This window comes from Micromonospora sp. SD19 (genome assembly GCF_054462275.1).
Genome location: NZ_JBTLMN010000003.1, coordinates 253,130 through 279,508 on the forward strand (window position 1 = coordinate 253,130; position 26,379 = coordinate 279,508).

At 73.5% G+C, this 26,379-nt stretch carries 21 protein-coding genes; 16 read left to right on the forward strand and 5 right to left on the reverse strand.

Annotated features, from left to right (window positions below; genetic code table 11):
- Positions 1-72: 72 nt before the first annotated feature.
- The 6 genes from rimO to pspM all read left to right on the forward strand — a co-directional run bounded on the left by rimO (position 73) and on the right by pspM (position 5,444).
- The gene (gene rimO, locus ACX27O_RS13630) at positions 73-1,581 is read left to right on the forward strand and encodes a 30S ribosomal protein S12 methylthiotransferase RimO (RefSeq protein ID WP_358128334.1); all 1,509 of its coding nucleotides are present in this window, start codon (positions 73-75) and stop codon (positions 1,579-1,581) included.
- A gap of 77 nt (positions 1,582-1,658) precedes the next feature.
- A complete protein-coding gene (pgsA, locus tag ACX27O_RS13635) occupies positions 1,659-2,249 on the forward strand; it encodes a CDP-diacylglycerol--glycerol-3-phosphate 3-phosphatidyltransferase (protein WP_458939519.1) in 591 nt (196 codons plus the stop codon).
- 151 nt (positions 2,250-2,400) lie between these two features.
- Positions 2,401-2,925 carry a CinA family protein gene (locus ACX27O_RS13640; RefSeq protein ID WP_051708811.1) on the forward strand — a complete coding sequence of 175 codons (525 nt, stop codon included), beginning with the start codon at positions 2,401-2,403 and terminating at the stop codon, positions 2,923-2,925.
- 207 nt (positions 2,926-3,132) lie between these two features.
- Complete coding sequence (locus tag ACX27O_RS13645) at positions 3,133-3,567, forward strand: helix-turn-helix domain-containing protein (protein ID WP_030336824.1); 435 nt, start codon at positions 3,133-3,135, stop codon at positions 3,565-3,567.
- Positions 3,568-3,763: 196 nt separating this feature from the next.
- Positions 3,764-4,636 carry a PspA/IM30 family protein gene (locus ACX27O_RS13650; RefSeq protein ID WP_030336822.1) on the forward strand — a complete coding sequence of 291 codons (873 nt, stop codon included), beginning with the start codon at positions 3,764-3,766 and terminating at the stop codon, positions 4,634-4,636.
- 22 nt (positions 4,637-4,658) lie between these two features.
- Entirely contained in the window at positions 4,659-5,444 is a 786-nt protein-coding gene (gene pspM, locus ACX27O_RS13655; RefSeq protein ID WP_030336820.1) for a phage shock envelope stress response protein PspM, read from the forward strand.
- A gap of 28 nt (positions 5,445-5,472) precedes the next feature.
- On the opposite strand, the gene ACX27O_RS13660 is transcribed toward pspM, so the two are convergent.
- Together ACX27O_RS13660 and ACX27O_RS13665 are read right to left on the reverse strand one after the other, a co-directional pair.
- Positions 5,473-9,090, reverse strand: coding sequence for a hypothetical protein (locus tag ACX27O_RS13660; RefSeq protein ID WP_030336818.1), 3,618 nt, complete (start codon positions 9,088-9,090; stop codon positions 5,473-5,475).
- Positions 9,091-9,255: 165 nt separating this feature from the next.
- Positions 9,256-10,065 carry a DNA-formamidopyrimidine glycosylase family protein gene (locus ACX27O_RS13665; RefSeq protein ID WP_030336817.1) on the reverse strand — a complete coding sequence of 270 codons (810 nt, stop codon included), beginning with the start codon at positions 10,063-10,065 and terminating at the stop codon, positions 9,256-9,258.
- A gap of 108 nt (positions 10,066-10,173) precedes the next feature.
- Here ACX27O_RS13665 and ACX27O_RS13670 point away from each other — a divergent pair, with 108 nt between their 5' ends.
- A complete protein-coding gene (locus tag ACX27O_RS13670; protein WP_458939520.1) occupies positions 10,174-11,424 on the forward strand; it encodes a hypothetical protein in 1,251 nt (416 codons plus the stop codon).
- A gap of 27 nt (positions 11,425-11,451) precedes the next feature.
- Here ACX27O_RS13670 and ACX27O_RS13675 read toward each other — a convergent pair whose 3' ends face one another.
- On the reverse strand, positions 11,452-11,700 hold the full coding sequence (locus ACX27O_RS13675) for a CPCC family cysteine-rich protein (RefSeq protein WP_358128342.1): 249 nt from the start codon (positions 11,698-11,700) through the stop codon (positions 11,452-11,454).
- 25 nt (positions 11,701-11,725) lie between these two features.
- Positions 11,726-12,526 carry an SAM hydrolase/SAM-dependent halogenase family protein gene (locus tag ACX27O_RS13680; RefSeq protein ID WP_400447308.1) on the reverse strand — a complete coding sequence of 267 codons (801 nt, stop codon included), beginning with the start codon at positions 12,524-12,526 and terminating at the stop codon, positions 11,726-11,728.
- A 100-nt stretch (positions 12,527-12,626) separates the two neighbouring features.
- Between ACX27O_RS13680 and ACX27O_RS13685 the strand changes: the two genes are divergently transcribed.
- Positions 12,627-13,226, forward strand: coding sequence for a hypothetical protein (locus ACX27O_RS13685; RefSeq protein WP_030336809.1), 600 nt, complete (start codon positions 12,627-12,629; stop codon positions 13,224-13,226).
- A gap of 19 nt (positions 13,227-13,245) precedes the next feature.
- Here the strand turns inward: ACX27O_RS13685 and ACX27O_RS13690 are convergent, their stop codons facing one another.
- The gene (locus ACX27O_RS13690) at positions 13,246-17,883 is read right to left on the reverse strand and encodes an ATP-dependent helicase (RefSeq protein ID WP_458939521.1); all 4,638 of its coding nucleotides are present in this window, start codon (positions 17,881-17,883) and stop codon (positions 13,246-13,248) included.
- 177 nt (positions 17,884-18,060) lie between these two features.
- On the opposite strand from ACX27O_RS13690, the gene ACX27O_RS13695 reads away from it, so the two are divergent.
- From ACX27O_RS13695 to ACX27O_RS13730, 8 genes are all read left to right on the forward strand, one after another.
- A complete protein-coding gene (locus tag ACX27O_RS13695; protein ID WP_030336806.1) occupies positions 18,061-18,447 on the forward strand; it encodes a hypothetical protein in 387 nt (128 codons plus the stop codon).
- A 246-nt stretch (positions 18,448-18,693) separates the two neighbouring features.
- Positions 18,694-21,528 carry a Na+/H+ antiporter subunit A gene (locus ACX27O_RS13700; protein WP_458939522.1) on the forward strand — a complete coding sequence of 945 codons (2,835 nt, stop codon included), beginning with the start codon at positions 18,694-18,696 and terminating at the stop codon, positions 21,526-21,528.
- Positions 21,529-21,609: 81 nt separating this feature from the next.
- On the forward strand, positions 21,610-22,092 hold the full coding sequence (locus ACX27O_RS13705) for a Na(+)/H(+) antiporter subunit C (protein ID WP_030336802.1): 483 nt from the start codon (positions 21,610-21,612) through the stop codon (positions 22,090-22,092).
- On the forward strand, positions 22,089-23,594 hold the full coding sequence (locus tag ACX27O_RS13710) for a Na+/H+ antiporter subunit D (RefSeq protein WP_030336799.1): 1,506 nt from the start codon (positions 22,089-22,091) through the stop codon (positions 23,592-23,594). Before ACX27O_RS13705 ends, ACX27O_RS13710 begins: the two co-directional genes overlap by 4 nt.
- The gene (locus ACX27O_RS13715) at positions 23,591-24,202 is read left to right on the forward strand and encodes a Na+/H+ antiporter subunit E (RefSeq protein WP_458939523.1); all 612 of its coding nucleotides are present in this window, start codon (positions 23,591-23,593) and stop codon (positions 24,200-24,202) included. Before ACX27O_RS13710 ends, ACX27O_RS13715 begins: the two co-directional genes overlap by 4 nt.
- Positions 24,199-24,462 (forward strand): monovalent cation/H+ antiporter complex subunit F, encoded by a 264-nt coding sequence (locus ACX27O_RS13720; RefSeq protein WP_030336796.1) that lies wholly within the window; start codon positions 24,199-24,201, stop codon positions 24,460-24,462. Before ACX27O_RS13715 ends, ACX27O_RS13720 begins: the two co-directional genes overlap by 4 nt.
- Complete coding sequence (gene mnhG / locus ACX27O_RS13725; RefSeq protein WP_358128414.1) at positions 24,462-24,821, forward strand: monovalent cation/H(+) antiporter subunit G; 360 nt, start codon at positions 24,462-24,464, stop codon at positions 24,819-24,821. The genes ACX27O_RS13720 and mnhG overlap by 1 nt, the downstream gene beginning before the upstream one ends.
- A 181-nt stretch (positions 24,822-25,002) precedes the next feature.
- Positions 25,003-26,358: a hemolysin family protein gene (locus tag ACX27O_RS13730; protein ID WP_030336793.1), complete on the forward strand. Its 1,356-nt coding sequence runs from the start codon at positions 25,003-25,005 to the stop codon at positions 26,356-26,358.
- The last annotated feature ends 21 nt before the right edge of the window (positions 26,359-26,379 follow it).

A 26,379-nucleotide genomic window follows, 5' to 3' on the forward strand; every position in this document is an offset into this window, starting at 1 on the left:
CCGGCCGACATTGTGTCGACCGTCTCCGCAGCCCGCGTGCGTGGGCTCACCGGGCCGGCCCGGTACCCTCGGATGGTGTCTGCCACCTCTCCTTCGCCCGCTGACCACGCCGAGGGCCGTCGCGTCGCCCTGCTGACCCTGGGCTGTGCCCGCAACGAGGTCGACTCGGAGGAGCTGGCCGCCCGCCTGCACGCCGACGGCTGGCAGGTGAGCACCGACGGCGAGGGCGCCGACGTGGTGGTCGTCAACACCTGCGGTTTCGTGGAGAAGGCCAAGCAGGACTCCATCCAGACCCTGCTCGCCGCCGCCGGGACGGGCGCCAAGGTGGTCGCCGCGGGCTGCATGGCCGAGCGGTACGGCAAGGAGCTGGCCGACAGCCTGCCCGAGGCGCAGGCGGTGCTGAGCTTCGACGACTACCCGGACATCGCCGCCCGGCTCAACGCCGTCGTCGCCGGCGAGCAGATCAGCGCGCACACCCCGCGCGACCGGCGGGAGCTGCTGCCGCTGACTCCGGTGCGCCGCCGCGACAGCGGGGTGTCGCTGCCCGGCCACGGCACCGTGACCCGCACTCCCACCGACACCGACGAGCACACGCCGGCGCACCTGCGCCAGGTGCTGCGCCGACGGCTCGACACCGGCCCGGTGGCCTCGCTGAAGTTGGCCAGCGGCTGCGACCGCCGCTGCGCGTTCTGCGCCATCCCGGCCTTCCGGGGGGCGTTCGTCTCGCGTACCCCGGACGAGCTGCTCGCCGAGGCGGAGTGGCTGGCCAAGTCCGGGGTGCGGGAGCTGGTGCTGGTCAGCGAGAACTCCACCTCGTACGGCAAGGACCTGGGTGACCCGCGTGCCCTGGAGAAGCTGCTGCCGCAGCTCGCCGCGGTGACCGGCATCGTCCGGGTGCGGGCCAGCTACCTCCAGCCGGCCGAGACCCGGCCGGGGCTGGTCGAGGCGATCGCCACGACCCCGGGCGTGGCACCGTACTTCGACCTGTCGTTCCAGCACTCCAGCGAGCCGGTGCTGCGCCGGATGCGGCGTTTCGGCTCCACCGACCGGTTCCTGGAGCTGTTGGCCGGTGCCCGTGCGCTGGCCCCGGACGCGGGCGCCCGGAGCAACTTCATCGTCGGTTTCCCCGGCGAGACCCGCGCCGACGTCGACGAGCTGGTCCGGTTCCTGACCGAGGCCCGGCTCGACGCGATCGGCATGTTCGACTACAGCGACGAGGACGGCACCGAGGCCGCCGGCCTGCCCGGCAAGGTCTCCGCCGCGACGATCAAGCGGCGCTACGACCGGCTCAGCGCCCTCGCCGACGAGCTCTGCTCGCAGCGGGCCGAGGACCGGCTCGGCTCGACCGTCGAGGTGCTTGTCGACTCGACCGAGGACGGCGTGGTGGAGGGTCGGGCGGCCCACCAGGCGCCGGAGGTCGACGGCTCCACCACCCTGGTCGCACCGGCCGAGGGCGGGGTCGACCTGGCCGCGCTGCGCCCGGGCGATCTGGTACGCGCGACAGTGACCGGCACCGAAGGGGTGGACCTGCTCGCCGTGCCGGATGAGATGATCTCGGCGGCGCCCGGCGCGGCACGGTGACGGCGGGCCCGAGCGGAGCGGGGGACGCAGGTGGTGCGGTGCCGGGAACGCCACGGCGACCCGAGCGGAGTGCGGCGGTGACCGGGGCGACGGAGTCGACGCCCGGCCGGGTGGTGGCCGTGGTCCCCGTCGTCAACGCCGCCAACGCGCTGACCGCCCTGCGGCTGGTGCTGGTGCCGGTCTTCGCCGCCTCGGTGATCATGTCCGGGACGACCCACGCCGGGTGGCGGATGGCGGCCTGCCTGATCTTCGCCGTGGCCTCGGCGACCGACCTCGTGGACGGCTGGATCGCCCGCCGCTTCGGGCTGGTCACCTCGGTCGGCAAGGTGGCCGACCCGATCGCCGACAAGGCGCTCACCGGTGCGGCGCTGGTGCTGCTCTCCTGGTACGACCAGCTGCCCTGGTGGGTGACCGCGCTGATCCTCGTCCGCGAGCTGGGCATCACCGGGTTGCGGTTCTGGGTGATCCGGCACGGTGTGATCGCCGCCAGCCGAGGCGGCAAGGTCAAGACGGCGCTCCAGATCCTGGCCATCGCCTGGTACCTGTGGCCGATGCCGGCCGCGCTCGCCGCCGTCGGGCCGTGGATCATGGCCGCCGCCGTCCTGGTCACGGTGGCCACCGGCTTCGACTACATAGCCCAGGCCCTCCGCCTGCGCCGCCCCCGGTAACCCACCCCACCCCCGTTGGCCATGAAGTTATTGCCATCCGAGGCGGTGTGTCGTGGCAACAACTTCATGATCGACGCGATGGGGTTGGGGTTGGGGATCGGTGGGTGGGGAAGGACTGGGGGATGCGGCGAGGGGTGAGGGCGGGGTGGCGGTGAACAGCGCTGGGGTGAGTGGTGCCGAGGTGGACGGTGCCGAGGTGGGCAGCGCGGCGGCCGCCGTGGTGCACCGGTTGTCCGAGCGGCACGAGACGCTCGCTACCGTCGAATCCCTCACGGGCGGGTCGCTGGCCGCCTCGATCGTGAACATCGCCGGGGTCAGCGGGGTCTACCAGGGTGGCCTCGTGGTCTACGCCACCGAGTTGAAGGCGACACTGGCTGGCGTCCCCGCCGACCTGCTCGCCGAGCGAGGGCCGGTGGACCCGGAGGTGGCGGCGGCGCTCGCCGAGGGCGGCCGACAGCGGTGCGGTGCGGACTGGGGACTGGCCACCACCGGGGTCGCCGGTCCCGAACCGCAGGACGGCAAGCCGGTGGGCCTGGTCTACGTGGCGGTCGCCGGCCCGAACGGCGGTGAGGTCCGCCAGCTCGACCTGGACGGCGGGCGCGACCACGTCCGGGCGGCGGCGGTGGTCGAGGCGCTGCGGCTGCTCACCGAGCGGCTCGTCGCCGCGACACGGTGAACTTCGCCGCGACACGGTGAACGCCGCCCGGGGCGGGTTCGGACCGCCCCGGCAGGCTCGCCCTGGCGAACCGACGGGCGGGGCGGGATGTCGCCCGGGCCCGCAACGGGTACGGTTGCGGGAAGGCTCCGACGTTCGGGGTCGGCGTGGTCCGCCGCGACCGGCTGCCCAGCGCCGGGCGCGAGGAATCCCTCTGGGGGAGGTGCGATGATCCTGCTACGCCGGGTGATCGGTGACGCACTGCGAGCGCGCCGGCAGGGCCAGCAGCGCACGCTGCGTGAGGTCTCCACCGCCGCCAACGTCAGCCTCGGCTACCTCTCCGAGATCGAACGGGGGCACAAGGAGCCGTCCAGCGAGCTGCTCGCCGCGATCTGTGACGCCCTCGGTGCCCGCCTGTCCGAGCTGCTGCGTGAGGTGAGCGACACCGTGGCGCTCGCCGAGCAGATGCCCGAGGTGCTCGTCTCGATGCCGGACGAGCCGGCCGCCGCCGAGCCCAAGAGCACCAACCGGGGGGTCCGTCGGGTCACCTCCGACGGCAAGGTCGCCGTCTCGGTCCGCCAGGACTCGCCGCTCAAGGCCACCCTGCGCAGCACCCGGGTCCGCCCGACCGAGCGCGACCGGGACGTGGTCTGCGCCGCCTGACCCCGATCCGGCTGACCGTGGGCGAGGTGGCCCCGGCCGCGTAGGGTTGCTCGCAGGAGCCGCCGGTGCTGTCGACCGCCCGGTACGGATGCCTCGTTGGCGTTCTGCTGGGACGATGGAGACCGGCCGGTGACGGTCGGTCGGTTCAGCCGGCCCGGCCGTGGTGGAGCGACGCTACTGAGGGGATACCACGGAGATGGCGAACCCGTTCGTCAAGGGTTGGAACTACCTGATGGCGCTCTTCGGTGCGAAGATCGACGAGCACGCCGATCCCAAGGTGCAGATCCAGCAGGCCATCGAGGATGCCCAGCGGCAGCACCAGGCGCTGGTCCAGCAGGCCGCCGCGGTGATCGGCAACCAGCGGCAGCTGGAGATGAAGCTGTCCCGGCAGATGTCCGAGGTCGAGCGGTTGCAGGGCAACGCCCGGCAGGCCCTGGTGCTGTCCGACCAGGCCCGGGCCAAGGGCGACGAGGCCGAGGCGGTGCGCTTCGAGCAGTCCGCGCAGACGCTGGCCAGCCAGCTCGTCTCCGCCGAGCAGGCCACCGAGGACCTGAAGACCCTGCATGACCAGGCGCTGGGCGCCGCCGCGCAGGCCCGCCGGGCGGTCGAGAACAACTCGATGATCCTCCAGCAGAAGATCGCCGAGCGCACCAAGCTGCTCAGCCAGCTGGAGCAGGCCAAGATGCAGGAGACGGTGGCCCGCTCGCTGGAATCGATGTCGTCGCTGACCGCGCCGGGCACCACCCCGTCGCTGGACGAGGTGCGCGACCGCATCGAGCGGCGGTACGCCAACGCGATGGGCCGCGCCGAACTGGCCGGCAACTCCGTCGAGGGCCGTATGTTGGAGATTCAGAAGGCCACCATCGACTCGGCCGGGTCCGCCCGGCTGGAGCAGATCCGGTCCAGCATGGCGGGGGAGCAGCTCGGCGGCGCGACCCAGCGACCGGCCGTACCGCAGGCCGAGAAGACCGGCCCGGCCAACGACCCGACCGCCGCCGCCCGACTGGACGAACTGCGCGCCAGCATGGCCCGCGAACGGGGCACCGGCGACCCCACCGCCGCCGGCTGAACGACCGGACCGAGGAGGCACTGTGGCAGACGAGCGGACCCGGTACTTCCGCAGGCTGGGTCGGCTTCGCCGGTCGGCCCGACGGTGGAGCGTGCTGGCCGGTGGGCTCGGCGGCGCGGCGGTGGTGCTGACCCCGTACGCCGGGCTTGGTCTGCCCGACGCGGCCTGGGCCGGCGCCGCGGGCAGTGCGGTGGCGCTCGCCGCCTGGCGGTGGATCGACGTGCGCGCCCTGGCCGCCCAGCCGGCACCCCCGGCGCTCGACCCGGCCGAGGCGGCGGCCCGCTCGCGGGCCCGGCTGGTCGCCGCCGTCGAGCGGCTGCCGGTCGGCGCGGGCGTGCTGGCCGAGGTGCGCCGGGTCCGTTCCCGGATCGCACTGCGTGGCACCGGAGCCGGGGAACAGTGGGTCCGCCTGGACCGGGCGGCGCTCACCCTGGCCGGGATGGCCCCCCGGCTCACCGGGCTGGCCGAGCCGGCGGTGCTGGAGGCAGCCGCCGCCGACCGTTCGCTGCGCGACCTGGCCACCCGGGTGGCCAGCGTCGAACGCGCGCTGCGGCTGGCCCCGGCCGACGCCCGGCCGCCGCTGGCCGAGGCGCACGCCGCGCTGACCGCGCAACTGGAGGCCGGGGTGGCGGCGTACGAACGGCTGGTGGTCGCCGCCGCCGGCTATCTGGCCGAGGACGCCCGACCGGAGAGCGCCCACCCGGCCGCCGACCGGCTCACCGAGGCGACCGACCTGCTGCACGGGGTCGCCGGGGCGCTCGCCGAGCTGCGCGCCGTCGGCACCCCGCTGCGCGCGCCGACGCGCTGACCGCACACACCCCCGGAGCGCGGGCCCGTCACGGTGGGGTCGTCACCAGGACCGGCCCGGTGTACGCCGAGGTGCCAACGACGTTGAACGACCGGATCCGGTAGTGGTAGGTCACCCCCCGGGCCAGCCCCGTGTTGGTGAAGCCGCGGCCGGTCACCGTGAAGGTGGCCAGCTCCTGCTCGAAGGTCGGGTCGAGGGCCCGCTGCACGGTGAACCCGGACCCCGGGCCGCCGGGGGTGCTGGCCGCCCACGCCAGGATCACCGTCGCGGTGTCCGGCCCCGGCGCGGTGGCGGTGGCGCTCACCCCGCTCGGGACGCCCGGCGGGGGTGGTGAGGTCACCGTGGCGACCGTCGACCACGCCGAGGCGGCACCCAGATAGGTGGTCCGCACCCGGTAGTAGTACGTGGTGTCCGGTGCCACTGTCGGGTCCAGGTGGTTGTCACCGACCCCGATCGCCGTGGTGCCCGGGCCACTGGTGAACGTCGGGTTGGTGGCCCGTTGCACGTCGATGCCGGTGGCGAACGACCGGTTCGTCCAGCGCAGCGCCACCCGCAGCGGTGCCGCCGGCGGGAGCGTCGCCACCAGGGCGCTCGGCGCGGCCAGGTGCACCGAGGCGGGCACCCCGTTGGACCAGGACGAGTAGCTGACCGCGTTCTCCGCCCGGATCCGGTAGTGGTACGTCACCCCCGGGGTGACCGTCGCGTCGGTGTACCGGGTGGCGGCGGCCGCGACGGTGATCGTGGTGACCTCGCCGCCGAAGGTCGCGTCGGTGGCGCGTTGCAGCAGGTGGCTGGTGGCGGCCGGTCGCCCGCCGTTGCTGGTCCAGGCCAGCGCGATCGCGGGTAGCGCGGTGGCCGACCCGGGCACCGGGGTGGCGGTCAGGCCCGTCGGCGCCTTCGGCGCCACCCGCAGCACCAGCGGTCGGGTCATCCCGCCGTCGCGGTGGCCGGCGAGCTGGCTGTGCCAGCGGTACTCCCAGCCCAGGTTGACCAGTTGGTTGACCACAGTGGCGGGTCGCCCGTCGGCCGGGCTGACCGGCGTCGAACCGGCCCGCGCGCCGGCCGGGCGACAGGGGTCGAGCAGCCGGAGGCTGTCGCCCAGCTTGAACGGCAGCACCGGCGCGACCGGACGCAGCGCCACCACCACGTCCTCCCGGGGGTTGACCCGGACGATCCCCTTCCAACCCAGCTCCGTGTCGTGCGGAAGGCGCAGCGTGCCGTCCCAGCCGACCCGGTTGATCACCTGCAGGTCGCAGCCGTCGACCTGCACCGGCTCGGTCTGCCGGACGTTGCCGCTGATCCGCCAGAGCTGCGTGCCGTCGGTGGGGGCACCCACCGGTACGGCGGTGTCGGTGGCGAACAGCACCTCGGTGACCGGGTCGGTCGCGCCGAGCGGCAGCGTCGTCGGGTGGAGCGGCCCGGCGTGCGGGTGCCCCACGCCGAGCCGACCCGCAAGCCGGCCGTGGTCCGGCTCGAAGATCTGCTGTGCGGCCTTCACCGCGATCGGCACTGTCACCGGGCCGGTGCCCGCCGTCGGCGTGAACGTCACAGTGGTGGCGTGCACCGGCACCGTCGTCCGCGTCGTCGTCCGGGTGCCGAACGGCGGGTCGTACGCCGGTTGCGGGACGATCGGCGGGCGCTGGCTGGCCGCGTACGCCACGGGCAGCCGGTCGCGCAGCCGGTCCAGGTCGTACGGCGGCGCGGGTGTGCCGGTCACCCGGAACTGGAGCAGGGTGCGGGTGTTCGGGCCGTACCCCGGTTCGGTCGGGGGCGGGCCACCCTCGGCGGTGCGGTCCGGGGCGCCGGTGTGCTGGTCGTAGCGGCTGTCGAAGCCGGGCAGTGGGGCCGGAGCGTCGTTGTACAGGATCAGCGTGCTGCCCGGTGGTACGGCGGAGAAGTCGACGAGCACATCGGCCCGCTCACCCGGTGCGAGCAGCAGAGTGTGCCCGTCGACGTTCAGCACTGTCGGGTCGAGCCGGTCGTACCGGTAGCCGATCGGTCGGTTCGGCAGCACCACCGGGGCCGGCAGGAGACCGGCCTCGTTGCCGATCTGGATGAACTCCGGGCCGGTGGCGCGTGGGTCGGGCACACCGCCGTCGCGTCCGTCGGTCGGCCAGCCCGCCGGGTGGTCCGCCGCGCGCGTGGCCGGCACCATCGGCACCTCGCCGGCGTCGGGGTCGGCGAGCGCGCCGTCGGCCGTCCACATCGCCGCGTCGGAGCGGGCGCGGTAGAGCTGGAGGTTGAGGCTGCGGTCCAGGCAGGCGTTGAGGATCCGGAACCGGTACGCGCGCGGCTGCACCTCCAGGTACGGGTAGGCGACGCCGTTGACCAGCGGCGTGTCGCCGTACGCCTCGGGGACGGCCGACGGGTGCGGGACGCCGGGGCTCAGCGGCGGCTCGTCCGGGGCGTCGACCGGGTCGTGGTACGGATTCGGCACCCAGCCGTCGGGGTGGGTGTCGTGGGCTGCGGCGTTGCTCGTCCAGGGGCCGTAGTCCCACCGGCCGGTGCGGTTGCGTCCACCGGATCGGTACGGGTTCTGCCGGGGTTGGTAGACGTGCGGGTGCCAGAGGCTGCCCCGGGCACCCCAGCGTTCCCGGTCCCAGGTCGGGTCCTCGGCGGCGAGTTGGGCGTCGTCCGGGACGAACGTCTTGTCCTCGATCACCAGGGGCACCTGGTCGGCCGGCAGCACCGCGTCGGCGACGAGCTGGTCCTCGGCCGGGTCGGTGAGCAGGTAGAGCGCGAGCTGTCCGCCGTAGACGGTGAGCCGGGCCAGGCCGAGGGTGTTGTCGTGGAACCACAGCAGCCGGCCGCTCTGCTCGTTCGGGAAGTAGAGAGTGGTGGCCCCGGCGCCGGGCGCCGGCATGTCCGGCACGTGGGCCAGCCCGGGTCCGGTCGGGTACGGGGTGATCTCCCCGGCCGGGGTGATCCACTGCCCCGGGTTGCCCGCGCTGGTCCAGCCGGTCTGCGCCCCGGCCAGGTGCAGCACGGCCCGGTTCTGCGGGTACGGCGCCGGGCCGTCCAGCGGGCCGAGGCCGGCCCCCTCGATCGTGTCGTCGACCGGCAGGAACAGCTCGCCGGCCCGGCCGGTGGGGAGTTGGTTGATGAACTTCACCCGGACCGGTCGACCCCGACGGGCGAGGATCATCGGCCCGAGGTGCCACTGTCGCTCCGGTGGCACCACAGTGTTGTGGCCGGCCGGGTCGGTGCCCAGGTTGAGCTGCCGGTAGCCGCGCAGTCGGGTGGCCGGCAGGTCCCGGTGCAGCCGTTGCGCGTACTCCTGGAGGCCGATCTCGTAGTAGTCGCAGCCCGGATAGCTGATCGTGTCGGGCACTGCGACCGGCAGTTGGCTGCCGAGGTCGCCGCCGCCCGGCTGGCCGGGGAGGGGCAGCGGGTCGACGAACTTGCGCAGCCCGGTCCCGGCCGTCACCTGCCCGTCGGGGTCGCGGGTCGGGCGAGGGCTGTGCGCGAAGTTCGGCACGGGGCCGAAGTAGCGGGGCACCACTGCCGGGTCCAGGCTCGGTGTCGCGACGACCTCCTCGGCCGTCCGCGCGGCCGGCACCGCCGCCCCCCGACCGGTGGCGGGGGCGTCGGCGTCGCGGGTGGTCCGCGTGAGGAAGGTGGAGCGGAGTCTGCGGAACATCGCCATGACTCTCCCCGGTTCGGGGCGCGAGGTTCGCCACCCCGACGTGGGGAACCTCGGCACTCTGCTGACGGTCGGTGAGCGCTCAACCGCAGCATGCGACGTCGACGGCCGGTTAGGAATTACCCAATCGTCCGTTTCTACGCTGGGTCTCGATCGGTGGGAGCCTGGTCAGCCGGCAGATGGCGGGGCCGGGCGTTCGGGCTGGCAGACCGGGCACCAGTAGGTGACCCGTTCACCCAGTTCCTCCTTGCGGATCGCGGTGCCGCAGCGGCGGCAGGGCTGGGCGCGGCGGCCGTAGACGTAGCTGGTCTGCCCCCGGTGCAGCGAGCCGGTGCTGCTCTGCGTCCACCGGCCCCGGTTGGCGGCGAGCAGCCGTTGCGCGAGAGCCACCAGGCCCGGCAGATCGGGCACCCCACCGACCGGGGTCCACGGTGACACCCCGCGCAGGAACAGCACCTCGCACTTGTAGAGGTTTCCCACGCCGGCCAGGTTGCGCTGGTCCAGCAGCGCCTCGCCGATGCTCTGCTCCGGGTGCTCGTCGAGCCGACGGACCGCCTCGGCCGGGTCCCAGTCCGGCCCGAGCAGGTCGGGGCCGAGGTGGCCGACCAGGTGGTCCTCGTCGGCGGTCGGCACCAGTGTCAGCTCGTGCAGGTGGTAGCCGACCGCTACCGCGCCGGGGCTGCGCAGCACCACCCGGATCAGGTGCGCGGGCCGGCCGCTCCAGCGTTCCCCGGGGGCGTACGCCCGCCAGGCGCCGTCCATCCGCAGGTGGGAGTGCAGGCTCCAGTGCTCCTCGGTGGGGGTGTCGAGCCGCAGCAGCAGGTGCTTGCCCCGGCTGGCCGACTCGCGGACGGTCCAGCCGGTGAGATCCGTGGTCGCCAGTTGCGGCACCCGGAAGTCACTGCCGGTGATCCGCGCGCCGGCCAGCGCGCGGTGCAGCACGCGCGCGGTGTTCCAGACGGTGTCGCCTTCGGGCACCCTGCCATTCTCCCTCTTCGAGCAAGATTCGCATGTGTCGCTATTTGTACACAGGTTCCTCATGATCTCCTGACATGCGAAGGTCAGGGGGTTCTGAGGAGAATGCCCATGACGCGACCCCGTTGTCGTATCCCATCCGTCGCCCTCATCGCCACCCTCACCCTCCTGCTCACCGCAGCGCTCCTACCCACCACCGGTAACGTCCCGGCCGCCAGCGCACCGATCGCCCTCGTCGCCGCCGCACCCGGCGACGAACTGTGGAGCGCCGACCTCACGATCGTCGACCGCGACGACGTCAACGTCCGACGCACCGCCGCCGGCCTCCGCCTGCGGGAAGCCCGGCCCACCTGGCGCGGCGCCCGCAGCCCGCACAGCGCCATCGCCGAGGGGATGCTGCTGACCACACCCCGCACCCTCGCCCGGCCGGCCACCCGGGTCCGCGCCGAGATCGACGCCGCGGTCCCCGCCGGGGCGACGGTGGAGGCGCAGGTCCGCGGCTGGCGGACCGCCGGCTGGACGGAGTGGCGGGCCGCCGGCACCGTCTTCGACCGGCCCGTCACCCGGGTACAGGCCCGGGTGGTGCTCACCGCCCCCGACAAGGGAGCGACGGCGACGGTACGGGGCATGCGGCTCACCGCCGACGCGAACGCCGCCGTGTCCGCCGCCACACCCGGTCGCACCTACCGGGTGTACGCCACCCGCATCGGGCTGGTCGGTGAGGTGACCGCCAACGGCCGCACCGTGCAACCCCGGGACCACTTCGCGGCACTGCCGTCGCGGCGCGGACTCTCCCCGCTCAACACCGGCGACTACACCGTGCGGGTCTGCACCACCAACGGCGCCCGCTGCGAGTACGCCCCGGTCTGGGACGTCGGGCCGTGGAACACCCGCGACGACTACTGGAACCCGTCATCTGTGCGGGAGAACTGGAAGGACCTGCCGCAGGGGCGACCCGAGGCGCAGGCCGCGTACCAGTCCGGCTACAACGGTGGCCGGGACCAGTTCGGGCGGACCGTGCTCAACCCGGCCGGCATCGACCTGGCCGACGGCACGTTCTGGGACGGGCTGCGGCTGACCACCAACGCCTGGGTGGACGTCGCCTACCTGTGGACCGGCGGCGGCCCGCGCGGCGTGGTCGGCGACGGGCCGCTCAACATCCGCACCGGGGCCAGCACGTCGTACGCGATCCGTGGCCTCGCCGCCCGGCTGGCCCACGTGCCGATCCAGTGCTACGTCACCGGTCAGTCGGTCGCCGGGCCCTACCGCACCACCACCCGCTGGAACCGGCTGACCAGTGGCCAGTACGTCAGCCACGCGTACATCTCGAGTGTGTACGGCGGCAGCGTGCCGGTCTGCTGAGCCACGCTCACCCCGTCGGGCGCCGCCTCAGCGTCCGGGGCGCTCGTCGGGGCGAGCCGTGCGCACCATGTCCTGGTAGCGCGGGTGGCTGGCACCGTAGACGGCGTAGTTGAGACGGGCGTGGGTGAGGCTCAGGTCGCCGTTGGGGCCACCCCGGACGGCGTCGGCGTCGGCGTCGGTCTGGCCGTCGTCGGTCCAGAAACAGACGGGACAGGTCCCCCCGCCGGTCCGCGACGCACAGCAGGGACAGCCCGCAGGAACCACATGCTCACCCACCGGAGAAGCATTCCACAGTCGAACATCAGCCCGATACCCGCAGCAGGTCCCCCGCGGACACCGCGAGGAGGTCCACGGCCCGTCCGCCGTTGACAGCGACCGCGACCAGACCGGCCGAGTCGACGTACGTCACCAGGCCACCGGCCGGGGCGTCGCCGAAGGTGCGCCCGTGCACCGCCGCATGGGCCGGCGCGGTTCCCGGCGGACCCACCCGCAGCGTGGCCGGCAGCGGATCGAGCAGCTCGGCCGGTGCGGCCAGTTGGACGTTGCCGAAGTGGTCCACGGTCAGCACCTCGGCGGTGAATCCCTCGGCGTCCCGGGTCACCGTGGGCGTCGGCAGCCGCACCAGCCCGGCCGGGTCGACAGGCGGGCCTGCCTCGGCGAGCGGCGCACCGAGCGCCAGCCGGGCCGCCACCGGCGCGAAGACGTCCCGCCCGTGGAACGTGCGGGACACCCGGGCGGCCAGCCAGCGCGGCTCGGTCAGCTCGACCGCGTCGGTCACCCCACCGAGCGCGGCGGCGGCGTCCAGCAGCAACCCGTTGTCCGGGCCGACCAGCAGCCCACCCGGGGCGGCCAGCGCGACACCCCGTCGGGCGGTGCCGACACCCGGATCGACCACCGCCACGTGCACTCCCACCGGCAGGTACGGCACTGTCTGCGCCAGCACCGCGGCACCCCGCCGGACATCCCCCGGCGGCACCAGGTGGGTCACGTCGATCACCCGGGCGGTCGGCGCGACGCGGGCGACGACCCCGTGACAGGCGGCCACGAAGCCGTCGGTGAGGCCGTAGTCGGTGGTCAGCGAGATCCAGGGCACTGCGGACATGCCCGCAGGCTAGTGGAACCGGGTGGGCTGACGGATTCGGGACAGCGCAGTGGCCGACCGGCCCCTCCCGCCGCCGGATGACGTTGGGCAGACTGCCCTGGTGACAATTCGGAGCCTGCCCGCCGTCGGAATCCTGCTGGTAGCCGTGGCCGTCACCGCCGGCTGCGGCGGTGGCGACGCCGATCCGTCGAGTGCGGCCCCCACCCCCTCGTCGTCCTCGGCCCCGGCGGCCACCGGTCTGCCGAGCGCCCCGACGCCCTCGGCGGGGCCGCCCAGCGCCAGCGGTGCCGCGTCACCGGCAGCCCCGCCGGTGGCCCCGCCGTCCGTCGCCCCCCAGGGGCCCACGCAGCGCCGGCCGGCCAGCCCACCGCCGGTGGTGCTGCCCAAACGCCCGACGGGTGCGCCCGGTGCCACCCAGGTCGTCAACGCGTTCAAGGCCGCCGGCCTGAAGGTGCCGCACCCGAAGGACCGCTCAGTCGACTGTGGGCCGGACGGTCTCGGCCTGGGCTGTTCCGAGCTGATCGCCACCGACGCCGTCACGGTGTACGTGTTTCCCGACGAGATCAGCGCCAGCGACATCGCCGAGACGTGGGGCGGCCAGTCGTACCGGCGCGGTGCGGTGGTGCTCAACTATCTTGAGGCGAAGACCCCGGCCGCCGACCGGCCCCGCTACGAGAAGGTGCTCAACGGTCTGGGCTGACGCGGGCGCACAGGCCCGGTCAGCCGCGCAGGCGCAGGCCGCGCGGGGTGGCCCGGAAGCCGGCGGCGGTCAACGCGTCACGCAGCGGCGAGGAGTGCACCGCCTCGCCGTCGGCCCGCTCCACCGACATCGCACCCAACGCCCCGGAGTGGACGGCGTCGGCGAGCGCCTTGCCGGCCGCGGCGAGCGTCTCGGTGTCGTCGGTGAAGGAGAGCAGCGTCCGGCCGCCGCGTTCGACGTAGAGGACCAAATCACCGCCGACCTGCACCACCAGGGCCCCCGCCTTGCGGCCGGCCCGGTGCCCGGTCGCCGGTGTGGCCCCGTCACCGGAGTCGACGACCCGTTCCGGCCAGGGCAGCGCCGCGCCGTACGGGTTGGCCGGGTCGGTAGCGGCGAGCACGGTGGCCACCGCGCCCCGCCCCCGGGCGCCGTCGGTCGGTTCGGCCAGCGCGCGCAGCCGGTCCACCGCGCCGGGTACGGCGAACTGCGCCGCGCCGAGCCCTTCGACGAAGTAACCCCGGCGGGCCGCGCCGCGCTCCTCCAGCGCCGACAGCACCGGGTAGACCGCCGAGAACCCGCCGACCACCTGCTCGGCCATGACCGCGCCCCGGGTGACCACCCCGTGCCGCTCCAGCAGCAGGTCGGCGAGCGCGGCGGCCCGCCGGGTCGGGTCGAGGTCCCGGTCCGGAAGGCGGGACCAGCGGCCGGCGACCGTCGGCGGGCCACCACGGGTCGGCAGCGCCACCCGGCCGGGCCGCCGGTAGCGGGTGCGGGGCGCGGACGGCCGGGAGCGGTGGGCGCCGCCGGCGCCGAGCACCGCGCGCAGCGGGGCGAGGGTGTCGTTGCTGAGGTGCCCCGCCCAGACCAGATCCCAGATCACCGCGGTCAGCGCGGCGTCGTCTGTCGAACCGACCCGGTCGGCCAGCGGGCGGAAGAACAACGCCTGCCCGTCGCCGAGCGCGTCGAGCACCGCGTCGTGCAGCGGGGTGCGGGTCAACGCCTCGTCGGGCGGCGGGAGCAGCAGTGGCGCGGTGTCCGCGTACGCCAGGGTGACCCAGCCGTCACCCCCGGAGATCGCCCCCGACCCCGCCCACAGCACCTCCCCGCTCGCGCACAACTCGTCGAGGTGGGCGGGGGAGTAGTCCGCGACCCGGGCGGGCAGCACCAACCGCTCCAGGGCGGACGCCGGCACCGCCGCGCCCTGCAACTGCTCCACAGTGGCCGCGAGCGCCTCGACACCTCGGGCGGACGAGCCGACCTGCTGCCAACGGGGCAGGAACGTCGCCAGCGCCCGGGGCGGCACCGGCTCGATCTCCCGGCGCAGCGCGGCGAGCGAGCGGCGGCGCAGCATCCGTAGCACCTCGGCGTCGCACCACTGGGCGCCGGCCGAGTCCGGGGTGAACTCCCCGGAGACCACCCGGCCGGTGGCGCCGAGCCGGCGCAGCGCCTGCTCGACGACGAACACGCCCAACCCGAAGCGGGCCGCGCAGCTGGCGGCGGCGAACGGCCCGTGGGTGCGGGCGTAACGGGCCACCAGATCACCGAGCGGATCGGCCACCGGGGCGAGGTACGCCTCGGCCACCCCCATCGGCAGTGCCACGCCGAGTGCGTCGCGCAGGCGGGCGGCGTCCTCGACGCCCACCCAGCGCTGTTCGCCGGCGATCCGGACCCGCAGCACCCGGCGGGTGGCCTCCAGCTCGCTGAGCCACGTCTCGGGCACGCCCCGCTCGGTCAGCTCGGCGTCGCTCAGGTCACCGAGCACCCGCAGCAGCTCGACCACGTCCTCGGCGTCGCGGGGGCGGCGCTGCTCGGTCAGCCACCGCAGTTGCCGGTCGGTCTCGGTGAGCACCGCCGGGTCGAGCAGTTCGCGCAGATCGACCCGGCCGAGCAGCTCGCCGAGGAGGGTGGAGTCGAGGGCGAGCGCGGCGGCGCGGCGCTCGGCCAGCGGGGCGTCACCCTCGTAGAGGAACGCGCCGACGTAGCCGAAGAGCAGCGACCGCGCGAACGGGGACGGCGCGCTGGTCTCCACCTCGACCAGCCGCACCTTGCGGGTGGCCAGGTCGCGCATCAGCCCGGCCAGCGCCGGCTGGTCGAAGACGTCCTGGAGGCACTCCCGGGCGGCCTCCAGGGTGACCGGGAAGTCCGCGTACTCGCGGGCCACGTCGAGGAGCTGGGCGGAGCGTTGCCGTTGCTGCCAGAGCGGTTGGCGGCGGCGGGGGTCGCGGCGCGGCAGCAGCAGTGACCGGGCGGCGCACTCCCGGAAACGGGCGGCGAAGAGGGCGGAGGTGCCGACCGACTCCTCCACCAGCTGGGTGATCTCGTCGGGTTCGAAGACCACCACGTCGGCGCCGGGCGGTTCGTCGGCGGTGTCCGGAAGTCGCACCACGATGCCGTCGTCGGAGGGCATCACCTGGGCGTCCACGCCGTACCGCTCGGCCAGCCGGCGGCCCACCGCGAGCGCCCAGGGCCCGTTGACCCGGGCGCCGAGCACGCTGTGCACGGCCAGCCGCCAGTCGCCCAGCTCGTCGCGGAACCGTTCCACGACGACAGTGCGGTCGTCGGGCAGCGAACGGGTGGCCTCCCGCTGATCGCGCAGGTAGGCCATCAGGTTGCCGGCGGCCCAGTCGTCCAGCCCGCCGTCGCGCAGCGCGGCCAGTGCGGCTTCGTCGGTCTGTCGCAGCAGGGTGCGCACCCGGGCGCCGATGGCCCGGCCCAGCTCCACCGGCCGACCCAGCTGGTCGCCCTTCCAGAACGGCATGCGCGCGGCCTGCCCCGGGGCGGGTGAGACGAGCACCCGGTCAGGGGTGATCTCCTCGATGCGCCAGGAGGAGGAGCCGAGCAGGAAGACATCGCCCACCCGGGACTCGTAGACCATCTCCTCGTCCAGCTCACCGACCCGGGCGGCCCGCTCGGCACCGGCCAGGAAGACCCCGAACAGGCCCCGGTCGGGGATGGTGCCGCCGCTGGTCACCGCGAGTCGCTGCGCGCCGGGGCGGCCGGTGAGCAGATCGGTGGCCCGGTCCCAGACCAGTCGGGGGCGCAGCTCGGCGAAGGCGGTGGACGGGTAGCGGCCGGAGAGCATGTCCAGCACGGCGTGCAGCGCCGAGTCGGGCAGCTCGGCGAAGGGTGCGGCCCGGCGGACCAGCACGGCCAGGTCGCCGAGCGCCCACGGCTCCAGCGCCACCATCGCGACGATCTGTTGGGCCAGCACGTCCAGCGGGTTGCGCGGGTAGTGCAGCTCCTCGATCGCGCCGTCGGTCATCCGCTCGGCGACCACCGCGCAGGAGAGCAGGTCGCCACGGTGCTTGGGGAAGACCACTCCACGGGAGACGGCGCCCACCTGGTGCCCGGCCCGGCCGACCCGTTGCAGCCCGGCGGCCACGCTCGGCGGCGCCTCGATCTGCACCACCAGGTCGACAGCGCCCATGTCGATGCCCAGCTCCAGGCTGGAGGTGGCCACCACCGCCGGCAGCTGGCCGGACTTGAGCGCCTCCTCGATGTGCTTGCGTTCCTCCCGGGAGACGCTGCCGTGGTGGGCGCGGGCGATCACCGGTGCCGCGCCGGTGGCGGCGCCGGACTGGGCCATCACCTCGGCCGGTGGCCGGTTGCGCACCGGGCCGGCGGGGCCACCCCACCGCTGCGCGCCGGCCGCCGGGTCGTCGTCGGCCGACAACCCTTCCGGCACGCCGGCCGCGCCCTCGGTCGCCGCTTCGGCGGCCAGCTCGTTGAGCCGGGCGCAGAGGCGCTCGGCGCTGCGGCGGGAGTTGGTGAAGACGATGGTCGAGCGGTGCTGCCCGATGAGGGTGAAGACCCGCTCCTCCACGGCCGGCCAGATCGACGCCCGACGTGGCCCGGGGCCGCCGAGGTCGTCCTCCGGTGGCTGCTCCTGCTCGTCCAGGCGGGTCATGTCCTCCACCGGGACCTGCACGCTGACCTCGATGGTCTTCGGAGTGGCCGGCTGCACCACGTCGACCGGGCGGGCACCGCCGAGGAACTGCGCGCAGGCGTCGATCGGGCGGACGGTGGCCGAGAGGCCGATGCGCTGCGCCGGGGCGGGCAGCAGCTCGTCGAGGCGTTCGAGGGAGAGGGCGAGGTGGGCGCCGCGTTTGCTGCCGGCCACCGCGTGCACCTCGTCGACGATCACCGTCTGGATGCCGCGCAGTGAGTCGCGGGCCGCCGACGTCAGTAGCAGGAACAGCGACTCGGGCGTGGTGATGAGGATGTCGGGCGGGGTGCGGGCGAAGGCCCGTCGCTCGTCGGCGGGCGTGTCGCCGGTGCGCATGCCGACGGTGATGTCGGGCGGTGCCACGCCCAGCCGGGTGGCCGCCTGCCGGATGCCGGCCAGCGGGGCGCGCAGGTTGCGCTCCACGTCGACGGCGAGGGCCTTGAGTGGGCTGACATAGAGCACCCGGCACCGCTGGCGGGCCTCGGTCGGTGCCGGCTCGCGGGCCAGCCGGTCCAGTGACCAGAGGAAGGCAGCGAGCGTCTTGCCGGAGCCGGTGGGCGCCACCACCAGCGCGTTGCGACCGGCGGCGACCGACCGCCACGCACCGATCTGCGCGGCGGTCGGCGCGGCGAAAGCGTTGTCGAACCAGGCGCGGGTGGCCGGGCCGAACCCGGCGAGCACCGCGCCGGTGTCTGCGTCTGCCCCGGTCACCGGTCCATCGTGCCCCTCCGGTCTGACATCCACGAACGGCTCACGACGGAATGGGCGAGCAAAAGGCAAAAAGCGTGGAACGTGCGCTTAATGCGTTAAGTCTCACTTAACTGCTTGCTTCTGAGGAGCAACATAAAGTAACTTCACTCGCAACGCGAACCGGGGTGAGGGGATGTGATGGCCGGCGAGCAGCGCACCGTCGAACCGGGCACCGACGTGCTGATTCGCAAGGTCGACAGTCATCTCGCCGCCCTCCGCGCCGGCCTGCACGGCCCCGAGCTCGAGCTCGCCGAACGTCTCGCCCGCTGCCTGCGCGAGCTGGTCCTCTGCACCGCCCAGGCCAGCGCCGCCGATCGGGGTCAGGTCCGCGTTGCCGTGCACTACTTCGTGCTGCGCCGCGAGAGTCGCGGCCGTCTGCTCGCGGTGCGCTCGCTGACCGCCGCGGAACGCGTCGTCGACCGGGTCGCCCGCCAGCTCGGCCGCCCCGACCTGCTGGCCGAGCTACGCCGCGACCGCCCCGCCCCCGACGACGCCCAACCCCTCAACAACGCCCTCCTCCACTAACCCCACCCCCACCCCCTTTTTCCCGCGTTGATCAAGAGGTTTGCGTCAAAAAAGCGGGCGCGGATGACGCAAACCTCTTGATCAACGGTCGAGCGCTGGGGTGGGCGCCTGGGGTGGGGTGGGTGGGGTGGGTGGGTTTGGGGGTTAATTCCGGCAAAACCGGCCCGGCGGGCTGCGAACTGGCGTCTGATCGCTGCTAGGCGCCACCGCTGCCACTGGCGTCGGCCATGTCGATCGGGAGCGCAGGTGCTGGTACTGCTCATCCTCCATTTCGTGGCGGCCCTCGCCGCGCCCCTGCTCGTTCGCTGGTGGGGTCCGCGCGCGTGCTACCCGCTGGCGCTCGCGCCGGCCGCCGCGTTCTGCTGGGCGGTGGCCCGCACCCCGGCCGTGAGCGGCGGCGGGGCGGTGGTCGAGACGTACCCGTGGATCCGGCAGTTGGGCCTCGACATCGCGTTCCGGCTCACCACGCTGTCCTGGCTGATGACGCTGCTGATCGGCGGCGTCGGCGCGCTGGTGCTGGTCTACAGCGCCCGCTACTTCAGCGCCGGCTCGATCGGTCTGGCGCAGTTCGCCGCGGTCCTGGTCGCCTTCGCGGGCGCGATGCTCGTCCTGGTCTTCGCCGACGACCTGCTGCTGCTCTACGTCGGCTGGGAGCTGACCACTGTCTTTTCGTACCTGCTGATCGGGCACAGCACCGAACGGCGGTCCAGCCGTTGGGCGGCGGCGCAGGCGTTGACAGTCACCACGCTGGGCGGGCTCGCCATGCTGGTCGGTTTCATCATGCTGGGCGAGCACGCCGGCAGCTACCGCTGGTCGGAGATCATCGCCCAGCCGCTGCCCGGCGGCGGGTATCTGGTGGGTGCCGTGCTGCTGATCCTGGCCGGGGCGCTGTCCAAGTCGGCGGTGCTGCCGTTCAGCTCGTGGCTGCCGGTCGTGATGGCGGCACCCACGCCGGTCAGCGCGTACCTGCACGCCGCCGCCATGGTCAAGGCCGGCGTCTACCTGGTCGGGCTGCTCGCGCCGGTGCTCGCCACGGTCGGCCCGTGGCGGCCGGTGGTGCAGGTCGCCGGGGTGGCGACCATGCTGCTCGGCGGTTGGGCGGCGCTGCGCCAGACCGACCTCAAGCTGCTGCTGGCGTACGGGACGGTCAGCCAGCTCGGCCTTCTGGTCGCGGTGACCGGCTCGGGCACGCCGGACGCCGCGCTGGCCGGCACCGCGATGCTGCTGGCGCACGCCCTGTTCAAGGCGGCGCTCTTCCTGGTCGTCGGCATCATCGACCACAGTGCCGGCACCCGTGACCTGCGCGAGTTGTCCGGGCTGCGGCACTGGTCCCGGCCGCTGTTCGTGGTGGCCGTGCTGGCCGCGGCGTCGATGGCCGGGGTGCCGCCGCTGGTCGGCTTCGTGGCGAAGGAGGCGGTGTTCGCCGCGTTCACCGACCAACCGGTGCTCCTCACCGGCCTGGTCGCCGGGACGGTGCTCACCGTCGCGTACAGCGCCCGTTTTCTCTGGGGCGCGTTCGCCGACCGGCCGGGCGTGACGCCCGTCCCGCCGGGGTCGATCGCCGCGTCGCTGCTGGTACCGCCAGCGGTGCTGGCCGGGATCGGTCTGCTCGCCGGCCCGGCCGCGAGCGTCCTGGAGGACGTGCTGCGGCCGTACGCCGATCTGCTCGGCGGGGTCGACGCGCACCTGGCGCTCTGGGCCGGACCGACCCCGGCGCTCGGCCTGTCCGTGTTGGCGCTCGCCGGCGGTGGCCTGCTCTTCGCCGTGCGCGGGCCGCTCGCCCCGGTGCTGGCGCGGCTGCGCGCACCGGTGGGGGGCAACCAGGGGTACGAGTGGGTGGTGGGCCGCTTCGACCGGCTGGCCATCGATGTCACAGGCGCGACCCAGCGCGGCTCCCTGCCGCAGTACCTGGGCGTCATCCTGGTCACCCTGGTGCTGGTGCCCGGCGCGGCGATGCTCTCCGCCAGTCCCTGGCGGGCGCGGATTCCGCTCTGGGACAGCCTGCTGCAACCGGTGGTCGTGCTGGTGATCGCGGTGGCGGCGGTGTTGGCGGTCGGCGCCCGTCGCCGGCTGACCGCGATGTTGCTGGTGGGCATGACCGGCTACGGCACGGCGATGCTGTTCGTGCTGCACGGAGCACCCGACCTGGCGCTCACCCAGTTTCTGGTGGAGACCTCGACGATAGCGGTCTTCGTGCTGGTGCTGCGTCGCCTGCCGGAGCGGTTCTCGGCCCGCCCGATACGGCGTACCCACCTGATCCGTCGGGTGATCGGGGTGGCGGTGGGCGTGGTGGCCGCCGGGCTGGCCCTCGTCGCCGTCGGCGCCCGCCAGGCACCGACCATCTCCGCGGCCTTCCCGGATCTGGCGGTCGCCCAGGGGTACGGCCGCAACGTGGTCAACGTGACCCTGGTCGACATCCGAGCCTGGGACACGATGGGTGAGCTGGCGGTGCTGGTGGTGGCCGCGACCGGGGTGGCCAGCCTGATCTTCGAGCGCTCCCGCACCGGGCCTCGGCCGCGCCGGCCCGAGGCGGACCAGCGGGCGGGTGTGCGGGGCCGGCCGGTGTGGCTGCGCGGTGGTCCCACCCTCTACGAGGAGCGCCGCTCGATCGTGTTGGAGGTGGTCATCCGGCTGATCTTCCACACCGTGGTGCTGTTCTCCCTGTTCCTGCTCTTCTCCGGGCACAACGCTCCGGGCGGCGGGTTCGCCGGAGGGCTGGTGGCGGGTCTCGCCCTGGTGGTCCGCTATCTGGCCGGCGGTCGGTACGAGCTGACCGAGGCGGTGCCGATCGGTGCCGGCCCGATTCTCGGCGCCGGGTTGGCCACGGCGGTGGGCAGCGGCCTGGTGGCGCTGCTGGCCGGCGGGTCGGTGCTGGAGAGCGCGAAGGTCGACCAGCGGCTGCCACTGATCGGCGACACCCACCTGGTGACGTCGCTCTTCTTCGACATCGGCGTGTACCTGGTCGTGATCGGGTTGGTGCTGGACATCCTGCGCAGCCTCGGCGCCGAGGTGGACCGGCACATCGAGGCCACCGGAACGGCCGCCGGCGGTCTGGCCGTCGACAAGGGCGACCGGACATGAGCGCGCGGAGCGAGGTGGCGCCGTGAGCGCGAGGAGTGAGCCGGTGTTGCGAGCCCCGCAGTCGCGAACAGAGGCCACGCCGTGACGGAGAGCGGGGCGGGGCCGACGCTGGTGCTGGTGCTGGCCGTCGCGGTGCTGGTCGGGTGCGGGGTGATCCTGCTGTTGGAGCGCAGCCTGACCCGGGTCCTGCTGGGGATCATCATGCTCGGCAACGGGGTGAACGTGTTGATCCTGTTGGGTGGGCGCCCGGGTGGGGCGCCGATCGTCGGCAGCGGGCCGGTGGAGCGGATGAGTGACCCGTTGCCGCAGGCCATGGTGTTGACCGCCATCGTGATCACCTTCGGGTTCACCGCGTTCCTGCTCGCCGTGGCGTACCGCAGCTGGTATCTCTCCGGCGACGACGAGGTCCCCGACGACCTGGAGGACCGGCAGATCATCAGGCGGGCCGGGCGGAACGAGGCGAGCGCTGCCGACCTCGGTGGGGAGGGCCCGAACGGTGACCCGGAGCAGGTCGATCCCGAACCGGCCCGCCGACGGCTGCGACGTGGGGATGACGGGCAGTGAGCGCGCTGCTGCCGCTGCCGGTGGTGGTGCCGCTGCTCGGTGCGGCGCTGAGCCTGCTGCTGGCCGGGAAGCCCCGACTTCAACGCACGATCAGCGTGCTGTGTCTGAGCGGCACGCTCCTGGTGGCGGTGCTGTTGCTGGTGCAGGCGTACCGGCACGGGCCGGTGGTGGTGGCGGTGGGGGCGTGGCCGCCGCCGGTCGGCATCGTCCTGGTGGCCGATCAACTCGCCGCGCTGATGCTTGTGGTGTCCTCGGCGGTGACCCTGTGCGTGTTGTTGTACTCGGTCGGCCAGGGTCGCAGCGAGACGAGCGAGAGCTCGCCGGTGTCGATCTTCCACCCGACGTACCTGGTGCTCACCGCGGGCGTCACCAACGCGTTCCTGGCCGGTGACCTGTTCAACCTCTTCGTCGGGTTCGAGATCCTGCTGGCCGCCAGCTTCGTGCTGATCACCCTGGGCGGCACCGAGGCTCGGATCCGGACCGGGTCGACGTACGTGGTGGTCAGCATCCTCTCCTCGATGATCTTCCTGACGTCGGTGGGTCTGGTGTACGCGGCCACCGGCACGCTCAACCTCGCCCAGCTCGCCGAGCGCCTGGACGACCTGCCCGGCGGTGTGCGGCTGGCCCTGGAGCTGATGCTGCTGCTGGCGTTCGCGATCAAGGCGGCGGTCTTTCCGCTGTCGGCCTGGTTGCCGGACAGTTACCCCACCGCGCCGGCCCCGGTCACGGCCGTCTTCGCCGGTCTGCTCACCAAGGTGGGCGTCTACGCGATCATCCGCACCGAGACGTTGCTGTTTCCCGGTGGACGCGCCGACAAGCTGCTCATGGTCGTCGCCGGGTTGACCATGGTGGTCGGCATCCTCGGTGCGGTGGCCCAGTCGGATCTGAAGCGACTCTTCTCGTTCACCCTGGTCAGCCACATCGGCTACATGATCTTCGGGGTGGCGTTGAGCACCGCCGCCGGGCTCTCCGGCGCGATCTTCTACGTGGTGCACCACATCACCATCCAGACCACGCTGTTCCTCGTCGCCGGGCTGGTGGAGGAGCGTGCCGGCAGCACCGACCTGCGCCGCATCGGCGGGCTGGCCCGGGCGGCGCCGCTGCTCGGTGTGCTCTTCTTCGTCCCGGCCATGAACCTCGCCGGAGTGCCACCGTTCTCCGGCTTCCTCGGCAAGCTCGGCCTGCTCCAGGCCGGGGTGGCCGCCGGCGGGCCGCTGCCCGGGGTGCTGGTCGCGGCCGGCACGCTGACCAGCCTGCTCACCCTGTACGTGGCGTCCCGGGCGTGGAACATCGCCTTCTGGCGGGCGCCCCGCACGGCCACCAGTGAGCCAGTGGCCCAGCTGCCGAGGCTGATGGTGGGCGCCACAGTGGCCCTGGTCGCGCTGGGGCTGGCGTTGACCGTGCTGGCCGGTCCGCTCTTCGACGTCACCGCTGACGCCGCCGGGGACCTGCTCCTGCGTACCCCGTACGTCAGTGCCGTGTTGCCGGGCGGCGTGCCGTGACCGGCCCAACCGAGCCGGCTCCCGACGCGCCCAGGCCTCGCGTGGTGGGGCGCGGTCGGGTCGGGCGCTGGCGCGACCAGGCGGTGGCGCTCGGCTGGCTGGTGCTGGTCTGGAGCCTGCTCTGGGGCAACCTCACCTGGGCCAACCTGGTCGGTGGCCTGCTGGTGGGCGGGGCCGTGCTGGTGTTCTTCCCGCTGCCGGCGGTCAGCTTCGGTGGCCGGTTGCGACCATGGGCGCTGCTGGTGTTCGTGGCCCGGTTCGTTGTCGAACTGGTCAGCGCGAGCCTGCACATCGCCCGGATCGCGGTGCAGCCCGGCTACCGGCCACGAGGGGCGATCGTCGCGGTCCGGTTGCGGGTGCCCACCGACCTGAACCTGGCGCTCACCGCCGAGGTGGTCTCGCTGGTGCCGGGCACGCTGATCCTCGAGGTGGACCGGAATTCCGGAACGCTCTACCTGCACGTCCTGGACACCCACGGCCCGGCGGACCTGGACGTGGCCCGGGACCGCACGCTCGTCGTGGAGCGGCGAATCGTCCGCGCGGTCGGCTCCAGCGCCGAACTGCGCCACCTCGACGTCACCTCATCCGAGAAGGGAACCCGCCCGTGACCACGTTCCTGGCCGCCGTCCTCACTCCACTGCTGTCGGTCACCGCGTTCCTCGCGCTGGTCCGCCTCTACCGCGGCCCGTCGCTGGTGGACCGGGTGATCGCCGCGGACATGCTGCTCGCCACGATGGTCGCCGCGGTCGGCGCCGAGGCGGCGGTGAACCGGCACGCCACCACCCTGCCCGTGCTGGTGGTGCTCTCCCTGCTCGGCTTCGTGGGATCGGTGTCGCTGGTCCGCTTCGCCGTCCGGGAGCAGCAGTGATCGCCACCGTCGCGGACTGGCTCGGCGCCGCCTGTCTGGTGGCCGGCGCGCTGCTCAGCCTGGCCGCCGGGATCGGTGTGCTGCGCTTTCCGGACGCGCTGTCCCGGATGCACGCGGCCACCAAACCACAGGTGCTCGGGGTGCTCCTGTTGCTGCTGGGCATCGCGTTGCGGCTGCGGTCCCCGGCGGACCTGGGCATGATCCTGCTGGTGGCGGTCTTCCAGTTGTCGACCGCGCCGGTCGCGGCGCAGATGATCGCGCGAGCCGCGTACCGGGCGGGGCGGCTCGACCGGGGCCTGCTCGACGCCGATGAGCTGGCCGATCGCGGAGCGGACGGTGGGTCGGCGGGGCCGGCGTGACGGCCGGCGGCGTCCGCTCAACCGGACGATCCGCTCCTTCGGCCCACCCCCAGCGGAGTCACAGCCAGCGCCGATAAAATGCAGGGATGATCGACTCTTCTGCCCAGGAGGGCAGCAGTAGCCAGCCGGGTCGTGCCCGGCATATCCCCGTACCGACGACCCCGGGAGCCCTGAGCGACCCGTGTTGATCGTCGTTGGTCTCCTACTGATCATCATTCTCACTGCCGCCACCGGCTACTTCGTGGCGCAGGAGTTCGGCTACGTCGCCGTGGACCGGGGCAAGCTGCGCCAGCTCGCCGATGACGGCGATCAGTCCGCCGCCCGGGCCCTGACCGTCACCAGCCGGCTCTCCTTCATGCTCTCCGGCGCCCAACTCGGCATCACCGTCACCGCGCTGCTGGTCGGCTACGTCGCCGAACCGTACCTGGGTGGTGGTCTCGCCGACCTGCTCGGCGTGGCGGGCGTCAGCGAGGCGGTCAGCCTGCCGCTCTCGGTGGCGTTGGCCCTGGTCATCGCCACCATCGTGCAGATGGTCCTCGGCGAGCTGGCCCCGAAGAACCTGGCCATCGCGCGGGCCGAGCAACTGGCCCGGGCGCTGAGCCGCTCCACCCTGATCTACCTGGCCGTCGCCGGGCCGCTGATCCACCTCTTCGACCGGGCATCGGTACGCCTGCTGCGCCGGATCGGCATCGAGCCGATCGAGGAGCTGCCCAGCGGCGCCACCCCGGCCGACCTGGAACAGATCATCGCCGAGTCCCGCGAGGAGGGCAGCCTCGACGCCGAGATGTCCACGCTGCTCGACCGAGGTCTGGACTTCCGCGAACTGACCGCCGGCGAGGCCATGGTGCCCCGCGTGGACGTGCACACCGTCCGGGCGCACGAACCGGTGAGCCGGGTGGTCGAGCTGCTGGACACCGGTCACTCCCGGTTCCCGGTACGCGGTGCGGAGGGCGTCGACGACCTGCTCGGCATCGTCGGCATCGCCGACGTGCTCGGCGTACCCCCGGGGGAGCGGGCCACCACCCCGGTGAGCGCGGTGGCCGGGCCGCCGCTGCTCGTACCGGAGACGTTGCCCCTGCCCACGGTGCTCGACCGCCTACGGTCCGGGCACCGGCAGATGGCCTGCGTGGTCGACGAGTACGGCGGTTTCGCCGGTGTCATCACGCTGGAGGACATCGCCGAGGAACTGGTCGGCCCGATCCGCGACGAGGACGACCCACCGGAGCGGGCACCGGCCCGCCAGGACGACGGGTCCTGGGTGGTGCCGGCCCGTTGGCGGATCGACGAGGTCGCCGACAGCACCGGCATCGCCCTGCCCGAGGCCCCGGAGTACGACACCCTGTCCGGGTTGGTGATGCGGGAGCTGGGCCGGGTGCCGGAGGTCGGTGACCGGCTGGAGATCAGCCTGCAACCCGAGGGGGCGGACGGTGAGGAGAACGAGGCGGAGCCCCGGGCACTGGTCGAGGTGCTGGCGGTGGACCGGCACGTGGCCGACTCGGTGCGGTTGCAGCTCACCAAACCCGAGGTGACCGCATGAGCGCGAGGAGTGAGCTTGCGA